This is a genomic window from Ferrovibrio terrae, assembly GCF_007197755.1.
GTDB lineage: Bacteria > Pseudomonadota > Alphaproteobacteria > Ferrovibrionales > Ferrovibrionaceae > Ferrovibrio > Ferrovibrio terrae.
The window spans coordinates 1,608,646-1,622,670 of the sequence record NZ_CP041636.1; the positions used below are offsets into that span (position 1 = coordinate 1,608,646).

Below are 14,025 nucleotides of genomic sequence, written 5' to 3' on the forward strand. Positions count from 1 at the left end.
CTTTTTCGTTGTCGGCCCGTCCTCTACAGTCGCGCCATGACCCATCGCCACGAAGACATCCTCGCATTTCTCGAAGTGGTGAAGGCTGGCAGCTTCACTGCGGCCGGCGCGCGGCTGGCGGTGGCCAAATCGGTGATCAGCGACCGGGTGCGCAACCTGGAAAATGCGCTGGGTGTCGAGCTGCTGCGGCGCACGACGCGCAAGGTGACGCCGACCGAGCGCGGCCAGGAGTTCTTCGACCGGATGGCGCCGCTGGTGCAGGCCATGGCCGATGCGGTCGATGCCGCCTCGGACGCGGAAGGGCCTTTGACCGGCCGTCTGCGCATGACCGCGCCGATCAGTTTCGGCATGGAGTATCTCACGCCGGTGATCACCGCCTTTGCGCGCCAGCACAGCGAACTGGAAATCGCGCTCGATTTCGACGATCGCGCCGTCGACATCATCGGCCAGGGCTATGATCTTGCGTTGCGCATCGGGCGCTTAAGCGATTCAGCGCTGATGGCGCGCAAGCTGTGCGACAGCGATCGCGTGGTCTGCTGCAGCCCCGACTATGCCCGCGCGCATGGCCGGCCGAAGACTCTCGACGACCTGCTGCAGCATGCCACCATCGACTATGCCAACGCACATGCCAGCCGGCTGTGGTCGTTTTCACCTGATAAGCCCGGCGGCACACCGCGCACCGTCGAGACGCGCAGTCGTATTGTTGTGAATAACGGCGAGGCGATGCGCGACATGGCGATCGCGGGACTGGGCATCATCGTCTTGCCGCGTTTCATCGTCGCGAAAGCTTTGCAGAGCGGCGACCTGATCGAGGCGCTGCCGCCAGAGTCGACAGGCGTCACGCCGTTGCCCGATGCGATCTATGCCGTCTATCCGCCGGTGCGCCATATGCCGCGCAAACTGCGGGCCATGCTCGATCACCTCGCCGCCAGCTTCGCCGGCACGCCGCCCTGGCTGGCGCGCGGCAGCAAACCCGCCCTGAAAAAGGCGCGGCGCTAGGCCGCCTTATTGTTCTGTTAATCCGGACAATGTATCCGGAACGACCTGGCTAATCACCCTCCATTGTCCGGGGTAGGGTCTGTCTCACCGGGGCACGATGCCCCGGACGAGATCGAAACCCTGACCCACGCAAGAAGGATGACGACCATGGCCAAGAACTTCACCTACAACCGCCTCGACAAGAATAACGCCGCCGTTCTGCTGGTCGACCACCAGGCCGGCCTGCTGTCGCTGGTGCGCGACATCGACCCCGACAAGTTCAAGAACAACGTGCTGGCGGTCGCCGACCTGGCGAAATACTTCAACCTGCCGACCATCCTGACCACCAGCTTCGAAGACGGCCCGAACGGTCCGCTGATGCCTGAGCTGAAGGCGCTGTTCCCCGATGCGCCCTATATCGCCCGCCCCGGCAACATCAACGCCTGGGACAACGAGGACTTCGTCAAGGCGGTGAAGGCCACCGGCAAAAAGCAGCTGATCATCGCCGGCGTCGTCACCGAGGTCTGCGTCGCCTTCCCGGCACTCTCGGCGCTCGAGGAAGAGTTCGAGGTCTTCGTGGTGACGGATGCATCGGGCACCTTCAACGAGATCGCGCAGAAGGCCGCCTGGGATCGCATGAGCCAGGCTGGCGCGCAGCTGATGAACTGGTTCGGTGTCGCCTGTGAGCTGCATCGCGACTGGCGCAACGATGTCGAGGGTCTGGCCAAGCTGTTTGCCGACCATATCCCCGACTACAAGAACCTGATGACCAGTTACTTCGCGCTGACGGCCCGCAAGCCGGCGGCGAAGTAAGCGGGGCGTGGCCCGCGGAAAGGCCCGGCAGTAATGCCGGGCTTTTTTCGTTTTATACAACGCCGTCATCCCCGGGCTTGACCCGGGGATCTCATACAGACCGGCGAGAGATGGTCGGGTCGCGCCCGACCATGACGGACCCGTACGGGCAGGTCGCTTCCAGCCCTTTCCCTCAGCGCAATCGCTCTACATCATGATCCTCAGACCTGTGGGGAGCGCCGTTCCATGTCGAAAAGCCTCGTGATCGCCGCCGCCGGCATGTGGGCCGCGCTGGCCGTACTGGATTTCCTCTGGCTCTCCACCATGACGAAACTGTTCTACCGGCCGCGGCTCGGCGGCCTGCTCGGCGACCAGCTGGTCTGGCCGCCGGCGCTGCTCTTCTATTTCCTCTACGGCGTCGGCCTGCTCGCCTTCGTGCTGCGCCCCGCACTCAACGACAGCAGCGGGCTGCTGGCGGTGTTTCTCTGGGGCGCTTTCTTCGGCCTGGTTGCCTATGGCACCTACGACCTGACCAACCACGCCACGCTGCGCGACTGGCCGCTGGCCGTCACCCTGGTCGACATGGCCTGGGGCGCACTGATCAGCGGCGCGGCGTCGGTGGTCGGCGTGTGGCTGGCGCGGAAATTCGCGTAAACCTTCAGCATAAATCGCTGAGGATCAGCGACAAAAAATCTTCATGCCCGGAACTGATGCCGCTGCCCTAGCTTAACTCCATTCCATCTCGCGGAGGGAGACGATCATGAGCTTACGCATCGGCAGCAAGGCCCCGGATTTCGAAGCCGACACCACGGTCGGCAGGATCAGGTTCCACGACTTCCTCGGCGACGGCTGGGGCATCCTGTTCAGCCACCCGAAGGATTTCACACCCGTCTGCACCACCGAGCTTGGCGCGGTGGCCAAGCTGAAAGGCGAATTCGACAGGCGCAACGTGAAGGTGCTGGGTCTCAGCATCGATCCGGTCGAGGATCACAAGCGCTGGGTCGGCGACATCAAGGATGTCACCGGCTATCTGCCGGACTACCCTCTCATTGGCGACCACGACCTCAAGGTCGCCAAGCTCTACAACATGCTGCCCGAGGAACTCGACGGTACCTCGCAGGGACGTTCGGCGGCTGACAATGCCACGGTGCGCACGGTCTACATCGTCGGCCCCGACAAGACGATCAAGACGCAGCTGCATTACCCGATGACGACGGGCCGCAATTTCGACGAGATCCTGCGCATCGTCGACAGCCTGCAGCTCACCGCCAAGCACAAGGTGGCGACGCCGGCCGACTGGAAGCCGGGCGAGGATGTTATCATCGCCGGCAGCGTGAGCGACGAGGATGCCAAGGCGAAATATCCCGACGGCTGGAAATCGCCGAAGCCGTATTTGCGGATCGTATCGCAGCCGAAATAACACCTGTCTGCATGAGGCGACGCCCGCTTGCAGCGGCGTCGCCCGCGATGCTCCGGAACACCGCTGCCCGCAGCGTGCCATTCACAATTCCAATGCAGGCAAGCCGGGTGAATCATCCGGCATGCAGGTGGCGCATGGCGTTGATTTCCGCGAATTCCGGCCAATCGGCGGCCCGCAGCCTGCGGGTTATTGAATAGTAAGCGGAAACCCTCTGCGTTCACTGGTAGTACGACGGGAGCCAGACCCCAGCGAGCAAACATTCCGATGATTTGCATCCCGTCCCTTCGCTTTTGCCTTTTCCTGTTGCTGCTCCCCCTTCTCATGGGGGCACCGGCGTATGCTGCCGATATCATCCGCGTCGGTGGTACGGGCATGGGCTTGGCGCTGATGCGCATCGTCGGCACGCAGGTCGAGCGTGAGCATCCGGCCATCCAGACGCAGGTGCTTCCAAGCCTGGGGACCACCGGTGGTCTGAAAGCGCTGGCGGCCGGCGCCATCGAGGTTGCGATTGCCACCCGCAAGGCAACGCCGGAGGAGAATGCGGCAGGCATCCGCACGGCTGCCTGCATGACCACGGCGCTGATCTTCGCCACCTCTCGCAGCCAGAACTTCAATCTGACCCGGGAAGAACTGCCGGCACTCTACAGTGCGAGCGACCCACGCTGGCCCGATGGCCAGCCGCTGAAGGTCATCCTGCGCTCGCGCACAGGCTCGGAGAATCCCTATCTGGTGAAAGCCATTCCTGCGCTGGAGCCTGCCTTCGCCGCTGCTTTCCGGCGCAGCGGCATTCCTGTGGGCGCGACCGATCAGGAAAACGCCGAGTTCGCCCAGAAAACAGCGGGCTCGCTCGCCATCACCACGCTGCTCCAGGTTCGCACTGAAAAACTGAACCTGACGCCGCTTGCGCTGGATGGCGTCGTGCCGTCGCCGCAGTCGATTGCGGATGGTTCCTACTCCCTGCCGCTTCCGGTCTGCCTGCTGGTGCGCGAAAACGCCACGCCGGCAACCCGTCTTGTGGCCAGCTACATCACGACACCCGCCGGTCAGGCCGTCACCCGTGCCAACGGCGCCGAGCCGTCGCCATAAAGCCCATGGTTGACTCCGGGACCGATCGTATCCGGCGCATCCTGCGCCGCATCGCCATCTGGGTGGGGGTGCTGGTCGCGTTCGTGGTTCCGGCGGGCTATGGCACGATTGCTTATTTCGACCAGATCGCCATGCAGGCCCTGTCGGCGCGCTTCTCGGCGCGCCAGGTCGCACTCTACGCTTATGTCCAGGGCGACACCTGGCGCTACAGCAATCATCGCGTCGGCGAGATCGTCGAACTCTTCGCGTCCGAAGACAGCGCAACCCGCCACTATGTCTACGACGACAGCGGCGCCGAGGTCGTGACGATCGGCGAGCGGCCGCAGTGGCCAGTGCTGGAAGTCTCAGAGCCGATCGTCGCCGGCCCACGGGTGGTGGGCAGGGTCACAGTGGCGCAAAGTCTGCGGCCGCTGCTTGAACGCCTGCTGATCCTGTCGCTGCTGGGCGGTCTGCTCGGTATTTCCGCCTATACCTGCGTGCATCTGGCGACCACGGCCCTGCGCAGAGCAGCGGAGACTCTGAAGGAGCAGTATGTTCTGACGGAAGAGGCCCTGCGCGTGGCAGAAGGCGAGCGGCGCAAGGCTGAAAGCGCCAGCCACAGCAAATCGGAATTTCTGGCCAATATGAGCCATGAGCTGCGCACGCCGCTGAATGCGATTATCGGCTTTTCCGACATCATGCGCGGGCAGCTTATCGGTCCGCTCAGCGACCGTTATAAAGCCTATGCCGAAGACATCTGCAGCAGCGGTCAACATCTGCTTGGCGTCATCAATGACATTCTCGATCTTGCCAAGATCGAGGCTGGCCGGCAGGACCTGCATACGGAATACTGCGACGTTCAGGAGGTTCTGAACGAGAGCCTGCGCCTGACCGCCTGCCGCGCAGAGAAAACCGGCATTACGCTCATATCCCATTTCAGCATGCCGGGTGGCCGCATGGGTACGATCGATGCGACCAAGACGAAACAGATTCTGCTCAACCTGCTATCGAATGCCGTAAAGTTCACACCATCGGGTGGCACCGTGACGCTCAGCGCCAGCCGTGATATGGCCGGTCAATTGCGCATCGTGGTGTCTGATACTGGCATCGGCATGACGCCGGCCGAAATCCAGCAGGCTTTCGAGCCGTTCCGGCAGATCAGCAATGCGCTGTCGAAGCGCTTTGAAGGCACCGGCCTTGGATTGCCGATCTCGCGCAAGTTCACTGAAATCCAGGGCGGCAGCCTGCAGATCACCAGCCAGCCCGGTAAAGGCACCAGCGTCGAAGTGGTGCTGCCGATCGGCCTGCAGCAGACGAACGAGCGGGCTGCATAGCTACGACCCGCTGCTACGCGGCCCCATCCACTCCGACGGACGGATGTTCCGGGCGGGAAGCTACGGGGTTGAGTTACGTCCCGGCAGCCCCTATAAGAGGCGCCCTTCAAACGCCCCGGACAAAGAACTCTTCCCGCCATGGCCGCCGCCATCCCCCGCGCCATCGGTGTCGATTTTGGCACCACCAATACGGTCGTCGCGATTGCCGACGCCGATGGCAATGTGCGTCCGGTGCGTTTCAGCCATGCCGAGGTCGCGCACGAAATCTTCCGCTCGGCGCTGTGCTATGAAGACATTCCCGCCAATGGGAGTTCTGGGCCCCGCCGCATCGAGACTTCCGCCGGTCCTTTCGCCATCGAGCAGTTCCTGGCGACGCCGCATGAACATCGCTTCATCCAGTCGTTCAAGTCGTTCGCCGCCAGTCCGCTGTTCACCTCGACGCAGATTTTCGGCAAACGCTTTTCCTATGAAGACATCCTGAGCGGCTTCCTCACGCTGCTGCGCCGCCATGCCGGCGAAGCCTTGAGCGGACTCGAAAATCTGCCGGTGATCGCCGGCCGCCCGGTGCAGTTCGTCGGCGCCGCGCCCGATCCCGCACTCGCCATCACGCGCATGGATGCGTCCTACGCGCGCGCCGGCTTCCCCATGATGCGCTATGCCTATGAGCCGGTCGGCGCGGCGTTTTTCTTCGCGCGGCGGCTCACCGCCGATGCCACCATTTTAGTTGCCGATTTCGGCGGCGGCACCAGTGATTTCTCGCTCATGCGGTTCCGCAAAACCCGAAGCGGTGTGACGGCCGAGCCGCTCGGTCATTCCGGCGTCGGCGTCGCCGGCGATGCCTTCGATTTCCGCATCATCGACAACGTCGTGGCGCCGCGTCTGGGCAAGGGCGGCAGCTATCGCGCCGGCGACAAGCTGCTGCCGATGCCGGGCCAGCAGTATGGCCAGTTCGCGCAGTGGCACCAGCTCGCCATGCTGAAATCGCCGCGCGTGCTGGCCGAGCTGCGCAAACTGGCGAAAGATGCCGAGCAGCCTGACGCCATCGAAGACTTCATCACCGTGATCGAGATGGATCTCGGCTTCGGCCTTTATCGCGCGGTGTCGGAGGCCAAGACGGCGCTGTCGCTGAGCGAACACACCGAACTGGTCTTCGACATGGAAGGCGTGAAAATCCGCGAACCCGTCACGCGGCGCGACTTCGAGCGCTGGATCGCGCCGGAGCTGGCGCAGATCGATGCGGCACTCGATCAGGTCTTCGCGGTGTCGGGGCTGAAACCCGCCGAGGTCGACCAGGTGTTCATGACCGGCGGCTCGTCCTTCGTGCCGGCGTTGCGCGCACTGTTCGACTCCCGCTTCGGCGCCGACCGGCTGGCGACCGGCGACCAGCTGCAGTCGATTGCGTCGGGCCTCGCGCTGATCGGGCTGGAGCGCGACCCGGCGCAATGGCTCGCCTGAGGGGGCCAGCCCAGGGTCTTGCGTCCGGCCTGGATTTATTGTACTCTATATGTTCTCATTGAGGTGAGCTGGTTTGGCGGTTCGCCGCGCTTTCCTGCGCCTGTTGGGACACAGCGCGGGTCGTTGTTGTGCATCGTGAATCGGGGAAAAGCAGGAGGATCACATACATAAGTATGCGATGGGCGGCGATACGCGCCGCTACGTCAAACGAACGCCCGCGAACCGCTACGAACGCCCGCGAACGCTCACGAACACTCACGAACACCAGCGAAGCGCTGCGAACACCCACGAAGCGCCACGAACGCAAACGAACACGAACGAAGCGAAACGAGCTGCTCACCCCGCCGGGTCGATCCTGTCGGCCACCTCGTCCTTCACCCGCTGCGGGCTCAGCTTCATGAACAGGATGAAGGCGGCCAGCAGCAGGCAGATCGTGTTGCAGACAATGATCGGCCATTGCATCAGGGCGATGCCATAGGCCGACCACAGCGCGAAGCCGGTGACGGTGAAGCCGTACATCACCGCCGAAATGTCCTTGGTGCGGCGCGAGCGGATCACCTTCCAGGCCTGCGGCGCGAAGCTGAGCGTGGAGGCCAGCGCAGCAAAGGCGCCGAGCCAGGCGGCGGTATCCATGTCGCTCTCCGGTTGGACCGGAGAGCAACGCAATACTCAGCTGAACTGTTCCTTAGCTGAACTGCTCTCTGGCGAGTTTCGCGCCCTTGCCGAGCGCCTCCAGCTTGGCGGCGGCCACCGCACCGTCCAGCGGCGCCAGGCCGCAGTTGCTGCAGGGGATCAGCTTGTTCTTCGGCACATACTGCAAGGCGGTCTTGATCGTGGCGACGATCTCTTCCGGCGTCTCGATCTTGTCGGAGGCGACGTCGATCACGCCGACCATCACCTCCTTGCCGTCCAGCAGGCTCATCAGATGCGGTGGCACGCGGCTGTTGATGCATTCCAGCGACACCTGGTCGATCTTGCTTTTCGCCAGCGCCGGGAAGAAATCCTCATACTGGCGCCACTCTTCGCCCAAGCTCGCCTTCCAGTCGATATTGGCCTTGATGCCGTAGCCGTAGCAGATATGCACGGCGGTCTTGGCCTTCAGCCCGTCGGCGGCGCGATGCAGCGCCTCGATGCCCCATTCGCCGGCCTGTTTCGTGTAGGCGTTGAAGGCCGGTTCGTCGAACTGGATGATATCCACGCCCTCGGCTTCCAGGGCTTTCGCCTCGGCATTCAGCAGGTCGGCGAAGGCCATCGCCATCTTGATGCGGTCGCCGTAATACTCGTCGGCGATGGTGTCGATGATGGTCATCGGGCCGGGCAGGGTGAATTTCAGCTTGCGCTTGGTATGGGCGCGGCAGAAGGCGCCTTCCCAGGGATGCGCGCGCCGCGTCTGCTCCAGCTTGCCCACCACGCGCGGCACCATCGCCTTGTAGCGGTTGTCGCGGATGCCCATCTCCACCTTGTTCTGCCGATCGATGCCGGAGATATGCTCGACAAAGCCATGCACGAAATGCTGGCGCGACATCTCGCCGTCGCCGACGATGTCCAGCCCGGCATCTTCCTGCAGCTTGAGCCACAGCAGCGTCGCCTCGCGCTTGCGCTCTTCCAGCGCCGGGCCCTCGGCCTGCCACTGCGGCCACAGCTTGTGCGTCTCGGCCAGCCAGGCCGGCTTGGGCAGGCTGCCGGCGACAGCCGACGGGAACAGGTGCGCTGCGGACATTGTGGTTCCTCCCTTGATTCGCGCAGCACCTTAGCACGGCGACGCTGCACCGCCGAAGTCACCGGTGCGTGTGACCATAGTGGAACCAATTCCAGACAAGCACGCCGCAACGCAGCATGGCGGCAGTGTCTGCCAAGGTCTCGCCCCATTCGCTTTCCAGCCTGCGTAAAGGATTCAATCCGGGGAAAGCGTTTTCGGACATGCAGCGTATCCAGTATCTCGACGGTCTGCGCGGCTGGGCGGCGCTGTTCGTGCTGTTCCATCACCTGCTGCTGGCCTTTGCACCCGATGGCCGGGAATCCGCACTGCACACTTCGCCGGTGTCGGCGCCGCTGGGCTTCCTGACCGACGGGCCGCTGGCGGTGGCGATCTTCTTCATCCTGTCGGGCATCGTGCTGACCGCCGCCGTCACCAGCGCCCAGGAGAGGGGGCTGCATCTCAGACTCGGACCGCTGCTGGTGAAACGCTGGCTGCGGCTCGGCATCCCGATCTTCGTGGCGGGCCTGCTGGTGCTGGCGCTGTTCACGGTCGGGCTCGACCGCTCGATCGCGATCGGCTGGGCATCGGAGTCCAGCTTCATGCGGTCGTTCTTCCCGCCAGGTTACGATCCGAGCCTGCTGCTGGTGCTGAAGGAAGCCTTCATTGCGTCGTTCCTCGGCCCGACGCCGCCGCATGATCCGGTGCTGTGGACCATCCGTATCGAATTCGCCGGTTCAGTGCTGGTTTTCCTGCTCGCGTTGCTGCTGCCGGCAGGGCGGTTGCGGCTGGCGGCCGCTGTAGTGACCGGTGTGGCGCTGGCCGTTGTGCCGGCAGACTGGCCGTCGCGCATACCACTGGGCTGGATCGGCAATTACTGCGCGCTGTTCGCGCTCGGCGTCGCGCTGTTCGAATTGCTGCGGCTGCACCACCAGCGTGGCGGTCGCAACGATCCCTGGCGCGATGCCTTCGGTTTCACCCTGCTGGCGCTCGGCCTCGTGCTCTATCCGCTGTTCGGCATCCGCGTCTATGATGTGGCGGCCATTCCGCCGGTGATCGGCGAGGCGCCGCTGCTCGGCGGCAGCCAGTTGCGCGCCGTGCTGGTGGTGGCGGGCGTGCTGTTGTCGCCGAGCCTGCAGCTGTTCTTAAGCAATGCGACCTCGGCTTTCCTCGGCCGCGTCTCCTTCGGGCTGTATCTGCTGCATGCGCCGCTGATCTGGTCCGCCGGCGGGCTGGCCTACTTTCCGCTGGCCGCGCGGCTCGGCCACTGGCCGGCGGCATTGCTGGCCGCGCTGGCGGTGATCGTGCTGTCGCTGTGTGCCGCGGCGCTGTTCCACCAATGGGTCGAGCAGCCGTCGATGCGGCTGTCCGCGCGGGCCGCCGCACTTGCCGCGATGCCCGGTCGCCTATTCCGCCGGCCGTTATTCCGCAGCCTGGGGCGCGGCAGCGTAGGTCGGAATCTGGAACTGCTTCCGGTAGCTGCCCGGCGAAATCCCCGTCACCCGTTTGAATAGGCGGCGGAAAAACGCCGGGTCTTCATAGCCGACCTGCCAGCCGATCTCGTCGATGGCATCGCGCGTGGTTTCCAGCCGGCGCTTGGCGTCCTCAATGCGCAGCTGCTGCACATAGGCCATCGGGGCAACGCCGGTCGACCTGGTGAAGCGGCGCTTGAAGGTGCGTTCGGCCAGCCCGGATTCGCGCACCACCTGCTCGACCGGATCGGCGACCGAGAAATGCCCGGCCAGCCAGTTCTGCGCGCTCAGGATGGCGGCATCGCCATGGTCGCGCCGCGCCTCGAAGGTGATGAAGGGCTGCAGCCCGTCGCGGTGCCATTGCAGTGCAAAGAATTTCGCCACCGCGCGCGCCGCCGCCTCGCCGCTGTGGCGCGCCACCAGATACAGCGCGAGGTCATGCCAGGACATAGATGCGCCGCAGGAGATGAACTGCTGGCGATCGCCGGCAATCGCCAGCGTCTGCTCCGGATGCACCGGCACCTTCGGGAACAGCTCCTGGAAATGCGGACCGTAGGACCAGTGGATCGTGCTCTGCCGGCCATCCAGCAGGCCGGTCTCGGCGATCAGGAAAACCCCGGAGCAGGCCGAGCACAGCATGGCGCCATCGGCATGGCGCTGCACCAGCCAGTCGACCAGGGCGGGATAGCGCCCGGTCTTCCAGGTGCGCAGCACCAGCGCCGGCACCACGATGATGTCGGTCTGCGTCACGTCGCGGCAGGCCTGGTGCACATGGATCGGCGTGTTGCCGGCCACCGTCAGGTCGCCGGCGGTTTCGCCCACCACCTCGATGCGGAACGGCGTCACCGCGGGCAGGCCGGGGATGATGTCCTGCATCTGCGGAAAGGCATTCAGCAGGTCGTACATGCCGAACAGCACCGATGCCGAGGCTTCGGGCAGGGCGACCAGGCTGACGTGAAGGGCGTTTGTGCTCATTCCGGCGCTTCCTTGGCATAAGAGGACCGGTATTGACAAGTTACGCTCTCACGCAGGGCCCTGACAATCGCCATTGTGCCGGCCCGCCCATCCCCCCGGGCAGCTAACATTCAGGTGATTCGATGAACGCAATCAATATTAACCAGGACAAGCTGATGGCCCTGGTCGGCATGGCGATGGGCGAACTGTCCGGTGCCAATGGCGGCGTGATGATCAGCGTCGGCAACAAGCTCGGTCTTTACAAGGCGATGGCCGGCCGCGGCCCGATGTTCCCGTCCGAACTCGCCCAGCGCGCCGGCTGCGCCGAGCGCTATGTGCGCGAATGGCTGAACTGCAATGCTGCCGGCGGTTATATCAACTACAACCCCGAGACACAGAAATATGAGCTGTCGCCGGAACAGGCGATGATGCTGGCTGACGATACCAGCCCGGTCTTCATCCCCAATGCCTGGGAAGTCACCGCGTCGATGTGGTTCGACGAGGTCAAGACCATCGCGGCCTTCCGCACCGGCAAGGGCATCGCCTGGGGCGACCATCACGACCGCCTCTATTGCGGTGTCGCTGCCTTCTTCCGCAACGGCTACGCCGCGAGCCTGGTGCCCGACTGGCTGCCGGCCCTGACCGGCATGGTGCCGAAGCTGGAAGCCGGCGCGAAGGTGGCCGATATCGGCTGCGGCCACGGCCATTCCACCGTGCTGATGGCGAAAGCCTTCCCGAAGTCACGCTTCTGGGGCTTCGATACCCATGCGGCCTCGATCGCCGAGGCCCGCGAAGTGGCAAAGCAGCAGGGCGTCTCCGACCGTATCACCTTCGAAGTGATCAAGGCGGGCGACTATCCGGCGAATGGCGGTTACGACCTGATCTGCTTCTTCGACGCCCTGCATGACATGGGCTTCCCCGAAGCGGCGATGAAGCACGCGTATAAGAGCCTGGCGCCGGATGGCAGCGTGATGCTGGTCGAGCCCTTTGCCCATGACAAGGTGGAAGCCAACTTCAACCCGGTCGGGCGTCTGTACTATGCCGGCTCCACCATGCTGTGCTGCGCCCATGCGATTTCGGAAAACGGCACGCATGTGCTGGGTGCGCAGGCCGGGCAGGGCAAGCTGGCGGAGATCGCGAAAGCGAGTGGCTTCACGCAGTTCCGCCGCGCCACCGAGACGGCGTTCAACCTGATCCTCGAAGCACGGCGCTGATCATGCAGGCGATCATCCGCGCGATCCTCGGCCGCCGGGCCGGGGATCGCCGGATCCACTGGTTGATGCGTGTGGCAGAAGCCCTGCGTGTCTGGCGTCGCCGCACTCTGGCGCGGCGCATGCTCGGTCGGATCGATGTACGCACCATGCGGGATGCGGGCATCGATCCGGTTGCCGCGCGCCATGGCGGCGGGCCGCTGCTGCGCATCGTCGACCGGCGCCTGTCGTAGAAGAACGGATACATCATGTCGATTGCACAGACTGAACATGCACCTGCGGCGCCCCGAGTTACCACACACGGGGCGATGCTGAGCGAAAGCGGCGCGCTGCTGCGGCTCGGCTGGCCGATCATGCTGATCGCGCTGGTCAATATGGGCATGAGCATCACCGACACGATGATGGTGTCGATGATGTTCGGCGCCGAGGCGCTGGCGGCGGTCTCGGTCGGCAGTGATCTTTATTCGATCATCTTTTATATCTGCGCCGGCACCCTGGGTGGTGTCGCGCCATTCTATGCCGGTGCGGTGGCGCGCAACGACAGCGCCGACCGTGCGCGGCTGGAGCATATCGGCTGGGCGATGGCAACCCTGCTGGCGCTGCCGGCCGTGCCGCTGGTCTGGTTCGCGCCGCAGTGGTTGCGGTATCTGGGACTCGAACCCGGCCTGCTCGATCAGGGCGCGGATTTCACGCAGACCATGGCGCTGACGCTGATTCCGATGCTGGGCGTCACGCTCTATCGCACGCTGCTGACGGCGGCGGAAAATCCGCATGCCTTTCTCAAGGTGACTCTGGCGATGCTGCCGCTCAATGCGCTCGGCAATCTCGTGCTGATGAAAGGCCTCGGTCCGATCCCGGCTTTTGGGCCGACCGGCTCTGGCCTGTCGACACTGCTGGTCGCCTGCGGCACGCTGGTCGCGCTGCTGGCCATGGCAAAACGTGGTGCGCGCCGCACTGCTCCCGCTGTGAGTGCGGCCTTCGACTGGCGCGGATTACTGGCCGTGCTGCGCGTCGGCCTGCCGATCGGCGTCACCATGGCAACCGAGACCGGCCTCTATCTTGCCGTCACGCTCTACGCGGCGACCCTCAGCGCGGCCGATGTGGCGGCGCATACCCTGACGCTGCGCATGGCGGGCATCGCCTATGCGGTCTCCTTTGCCCTGCAGCAGGCAGCCATGGTGCGCCTGGCGCGCGCCCTTGGCCTCGATGACACAGGCCATGTCCGCGCCGTGATGCGCAGCGGCCTGTGGCTATCGCTGGTCGGCGGCACGCTGCTGTTCGTTCTGCTCAGCTTCGGCGCCGAACCGCTGGCCGCGTGGTTCTTCGATGCGAGCCCTGCCGGACTGGCGGCGATCCAGGTTGCCGGCGGGCTTCTCGTGCTGCTCGGACTGCTGCAGTTTGTCGGCTATCCGGGGCTTGCAGGACTGGGCCTGCTGCGCGGCCAGAAGGACACCCGCCTGCCGATGATCTTCAAGCTGGTGGCCTACTGGGGCATCGGCGCGCCGCTCGGCATCTGGCTCTGCGAGATGCAGGGGCTGGGCGTCACCGGCCTGTGGATCGGGCTGGTCACCGGCGCGGCGATCACCACCGTGCTGACGCTGGCGCGGCTATACACGCGGCGCTAGCACTACAAGTTGGTTTGCTCCGG

Annotated in this window: 14 protein-coding genes; 11 read left to right on the forward strand and 3 right to left on the reverse strand. The window is 64.5% G+C overall.

Annotated features, from left to right (window positions below; all coding sequences use genetic code 11):
- Window positions 1-36 precede the first annotated feature (36 nt).
- The 7 genes from FNB15_RS07860 to FNB15_RS07890 all read left to right on the forward strand — a co-directional run bounded on the left by FNB15_RS07860 (window position 37) and on the right by FNB15_RS07890 (window position 7,044).
- Window positions 37-999, forward strand: coding sequence for a LysR family transcriptional regulator (locus FNB15_RS07860; RefSeq protein ID WP_221932765.1), 963 nt, complete (start codon window positions 37-39; stop codon window positions 997-999).
- Window positions 1,000-1,146: 147 nt separating this feature from the next.
- Window positions 1,147-1,791, forward strand: coding sequence for an isochorismate family cysteine hydrolase YcaC (gene ycaC, locus FNB15_RS07865; protein ID WP_144068170.1), 645 nt, complete (start codon window positions 1,147-1,149; stop codon window positions 1,789-1,791).
- Between the two features lie 225 nt (window positions 1,792-2,016).
- Window positions 2,017-2,424, forward strand: coding sequence for a DUF2177 family protein (locus FNB15_RS07870; RefSeq protein WP_185973768.1), 408 nt, complete (start codon window positions 2,017-2,019; stop codon window positions 2,422-2,424).
- A gap of 106 nt (window positions 2,425-2,530) precedes the next feature.
- On the forward strand, window positions 2,531-3,190 hold the full coding sequence (locus FNB15_RS07875) for a peroxiredoxin (RefSeq protein ID WP_144068171.1): 660 nt from the start codon (window positions 2,531-2,533) through the stop codon (window positions 3,188-3,190).
- A 321-nt stretch (window positions 3,191-3,511) separates the two neighbouring features.
- Complete coding sequence (locus FNB15_RS07880; protein WP_185973769.1) at window positions 3,512-4,276, forward strand: PstS family phosphate ABC transporter substrate-binding protein; 765 nt, start codon at window positions 3,512-3,514, stop codon at window positions 4,274-4,276.
- A gap of 5 nt (window positions 4,277-4,281) precedes the next feature.
- Entirely contained in the window at window positions 4,282-5,589 is a 1,308-nt protein-coding gene (locus FNB15_RS07885) for a sensor histidine kinase (protein WP_144068173.1), read from the forward strand.
- 138 nt (window positions 5,590-5,727) lie between these two features.
- Complete coding sequence (locus FNB15_RS07890; protein WP_144068174.1) at window positions 5,728-7,044, forward strand: Hsp70 family protein; 1,317 nt, start codon at window positions 5,728-5,730, stop codon at window positions 7,042-7,044.
- A gap of 336 nt (window positions 7,045-7,380) precedes the next feature.
- Here FNB15_RS07890 and FNB15_RS07895 read toward each other — a convergent pair whose 3' ends face one another.
- Complete coding sequence (locus FNB15_RS07895; RefSeq protein WP_144068175.1) at window positions 7,381-7,677, reverse strand: SemiSWEET family sugar transporter; 297 nt, start codon at window positions 7,675-7,677, stop codon at window positions 7,381-7,383.
- Between the two features lie 52 nt (window positions 7,678-7,729).
- Complete coding sequence (locus FNB15_RS07900) at window positions 7,730-8,764, reverse strand: methionine synthase (RefSeq protein ID WP_221932766.1); 1,035 nt, start codon at window positions 8,762-8,764, stop codon at window positions 7,730-7,732.
- A gap of 200 nt (window positions 8,765-8,964) precedes the next feature.
- Between FNB15_RS07900 and FNB15_RS07905 the strand changes: the two genes are divergently transcribed.
- Window positions 8,965-10,254, forward strand: a complete 1,290-nt coding sequence (locus FNB15_RS07905) for an acyltransferase family protein (protein WP_185973770.1) — start codon at window positions 8,965-8,967, stop codon at window positions 10,252-10,254.
- On the opposite strand, the gene FNB15_RS07910 is transcribed toward FNB15_RS07905, so the two are convergent.
- A complete protein-coding gene (locus FNB15_RS07910) occupies window positions 10,162-11,187 on the reverse strand; it encodes a GlxA family transcriptional regulator (RefSeq protein ID WP_144068177.1) in 1,026 nt (341 codons plus the stop codon). The two genes, FNB15_RS07905 and FNB15_RS07910, sit on opposite strands and share 93 nt — an antisense overlap.
- A gap of 122 nt (window positions 11,188-11,309) precedes the next feature.
- On the opposite strand from FNB15_RS07910, the gene FNB15_RS07915 reads away from it, so the two are divergent.
- From FNB15_RS07915 to FNB15_RS07925, 3 genes are read left to right on the forward strand one after another with little or no spacing between them, the layout of a single operon-like run.
- Window positions 11,310-12,380: a class I SAM-dependent methyltransferase gene (locus FNB15_RS07915; RefSeq protein WP_144068178.1), complete on the forward strand. Its 1,071-nt coding sequence runs from the start codon at window positions 11,310-11,312 to the stop codon at window positions 12,378-12,380.
- A gap of 2 nt (window positions 12,381-12,382) precedes the next feature.
- Entirely contained in the window at window positions 12,383-12,610 is a 228-nt protein-coding gene (locus tag FNB15_RS07920; protein WP_144068179.1) for a hypothetical protein, read from the forward strand.
- Between the two features lie 15 nt (window positions 12,611-12,625).
- Window positions 12,626-14,002 (forward strand): MATE family efflux transporter, encoded by a 1,377-nt coding sequence (locus FNB15_RS07925; RefSeq protein WP_144068180.1) that lies wholly within the window; start codon window positions 12,626-12,628, stop codon window positions 14,000-14,002.
- Window positions 14,003-14,025 lie beyond the last annotated feature (23 nt).

Excerpts from the sequence above, each read along its gene's own strand:
- FNB15_RS07875 (WP_144068171.1), top strand. The coding sequence starts at position 2,531 with ATGAGCTTACGCATCGGCAGCAAGGCCCCGGATTTCGAAGCCGACACC.
- FNB15_RS07910 (WP_144068177.1), bottom strand. The coding sequence starts at position 11,187 with ATGAGCACAAACGCCCTTCACGTCAGCCTGGTCGCCCTGCCCGAAGCC.
- ycaC (WP_144068170.1), top strand. The coding sequence starts at position 1,147 with ATGGCCAAGAACTTCACCTACAACCGCCTCGACAAGAATAACGCCGCC.
- FNB15_RS07925 (WP_144068180.1), top strand. The coding sequence starts at position 12,626 with ATGTCGATTGCACAGACTGAACATGCACCTGCGGCGCCCCGAGTTACC.
- FNB15_RS07870 (WP_185973768.1), top strand. The coding sequence starts at position 2,017 with ATGTCGAAAAGCCTCGTGATCGCCGCCGCCGGCATGTGGGCCGCGCTG.
- FNB15_RS07860 (WP_221932765.1), top strand. The coding sequence starts at position 37 with ATGACCCATCGCCACGAAGACATCCTCGCATTTCTCGAAGTGGTGAAG.
- FNB15_RS07890 (WP_144068174.1), top strand. The coding sequence starts at position 5,728 with ATGGCCGCCGCCATCCCCCGCGCCATCGGTGTCGATTTTGGCACCACC.
- FNB15_RS07885 (WP_144068173.1), top strand. The coding sequence starts at position 4,282 with ATGGTTGACTCCGGGACCGATCGTATCCGGCGCATCCTGCGCCGCATC.
- FNB15_RS07905 (WP_185973770.1), top strand. The coding sequence starts at position 8,965 with ATGCAGCGTATCCAGTATCTCGACGGTCTGCGCGGCTGGGCGGCGCTG.
- FNB15_RS07895 (WP_144068175.1), bottom strand. The coding sequence starts at position 7,677 with ATGGATACCGCCGCCTGGCTCGGCGCCTTTGCTGCGCTGGCCTCCACG.
- FNB15_RS07900 (WP_221932766.1), bottom strand. The coding sequence starts at position 8,764 with ATGTCCGCAGCGCACCTGTTCCCGTCGGCTGTCGCCGGCAGCCTGCCC.
- FNB15_RS07880 (WP_185973769.1), top strand. The coding sequence starts at position 3,512 with ATGGGGGCACCGGCGTATGCTGCCGATATCATCCGCGTCGGTGGTACG.
- FNB15_RS07915 (WP_144068178.1), top strand. The coding sequence starts at position 11,310 with ATGAACGCAATCAATATTAACCAGGACAAGCTGATGGCCCTGGTCGGC.
- FNB15_RS07920 (WP_144068179.1), top strand. The coding sequence starts at position 12,383 with ATGCAGGCGATCATCCGCGCGATCCTCGGCCGCCGGGCCGGGGATCGC.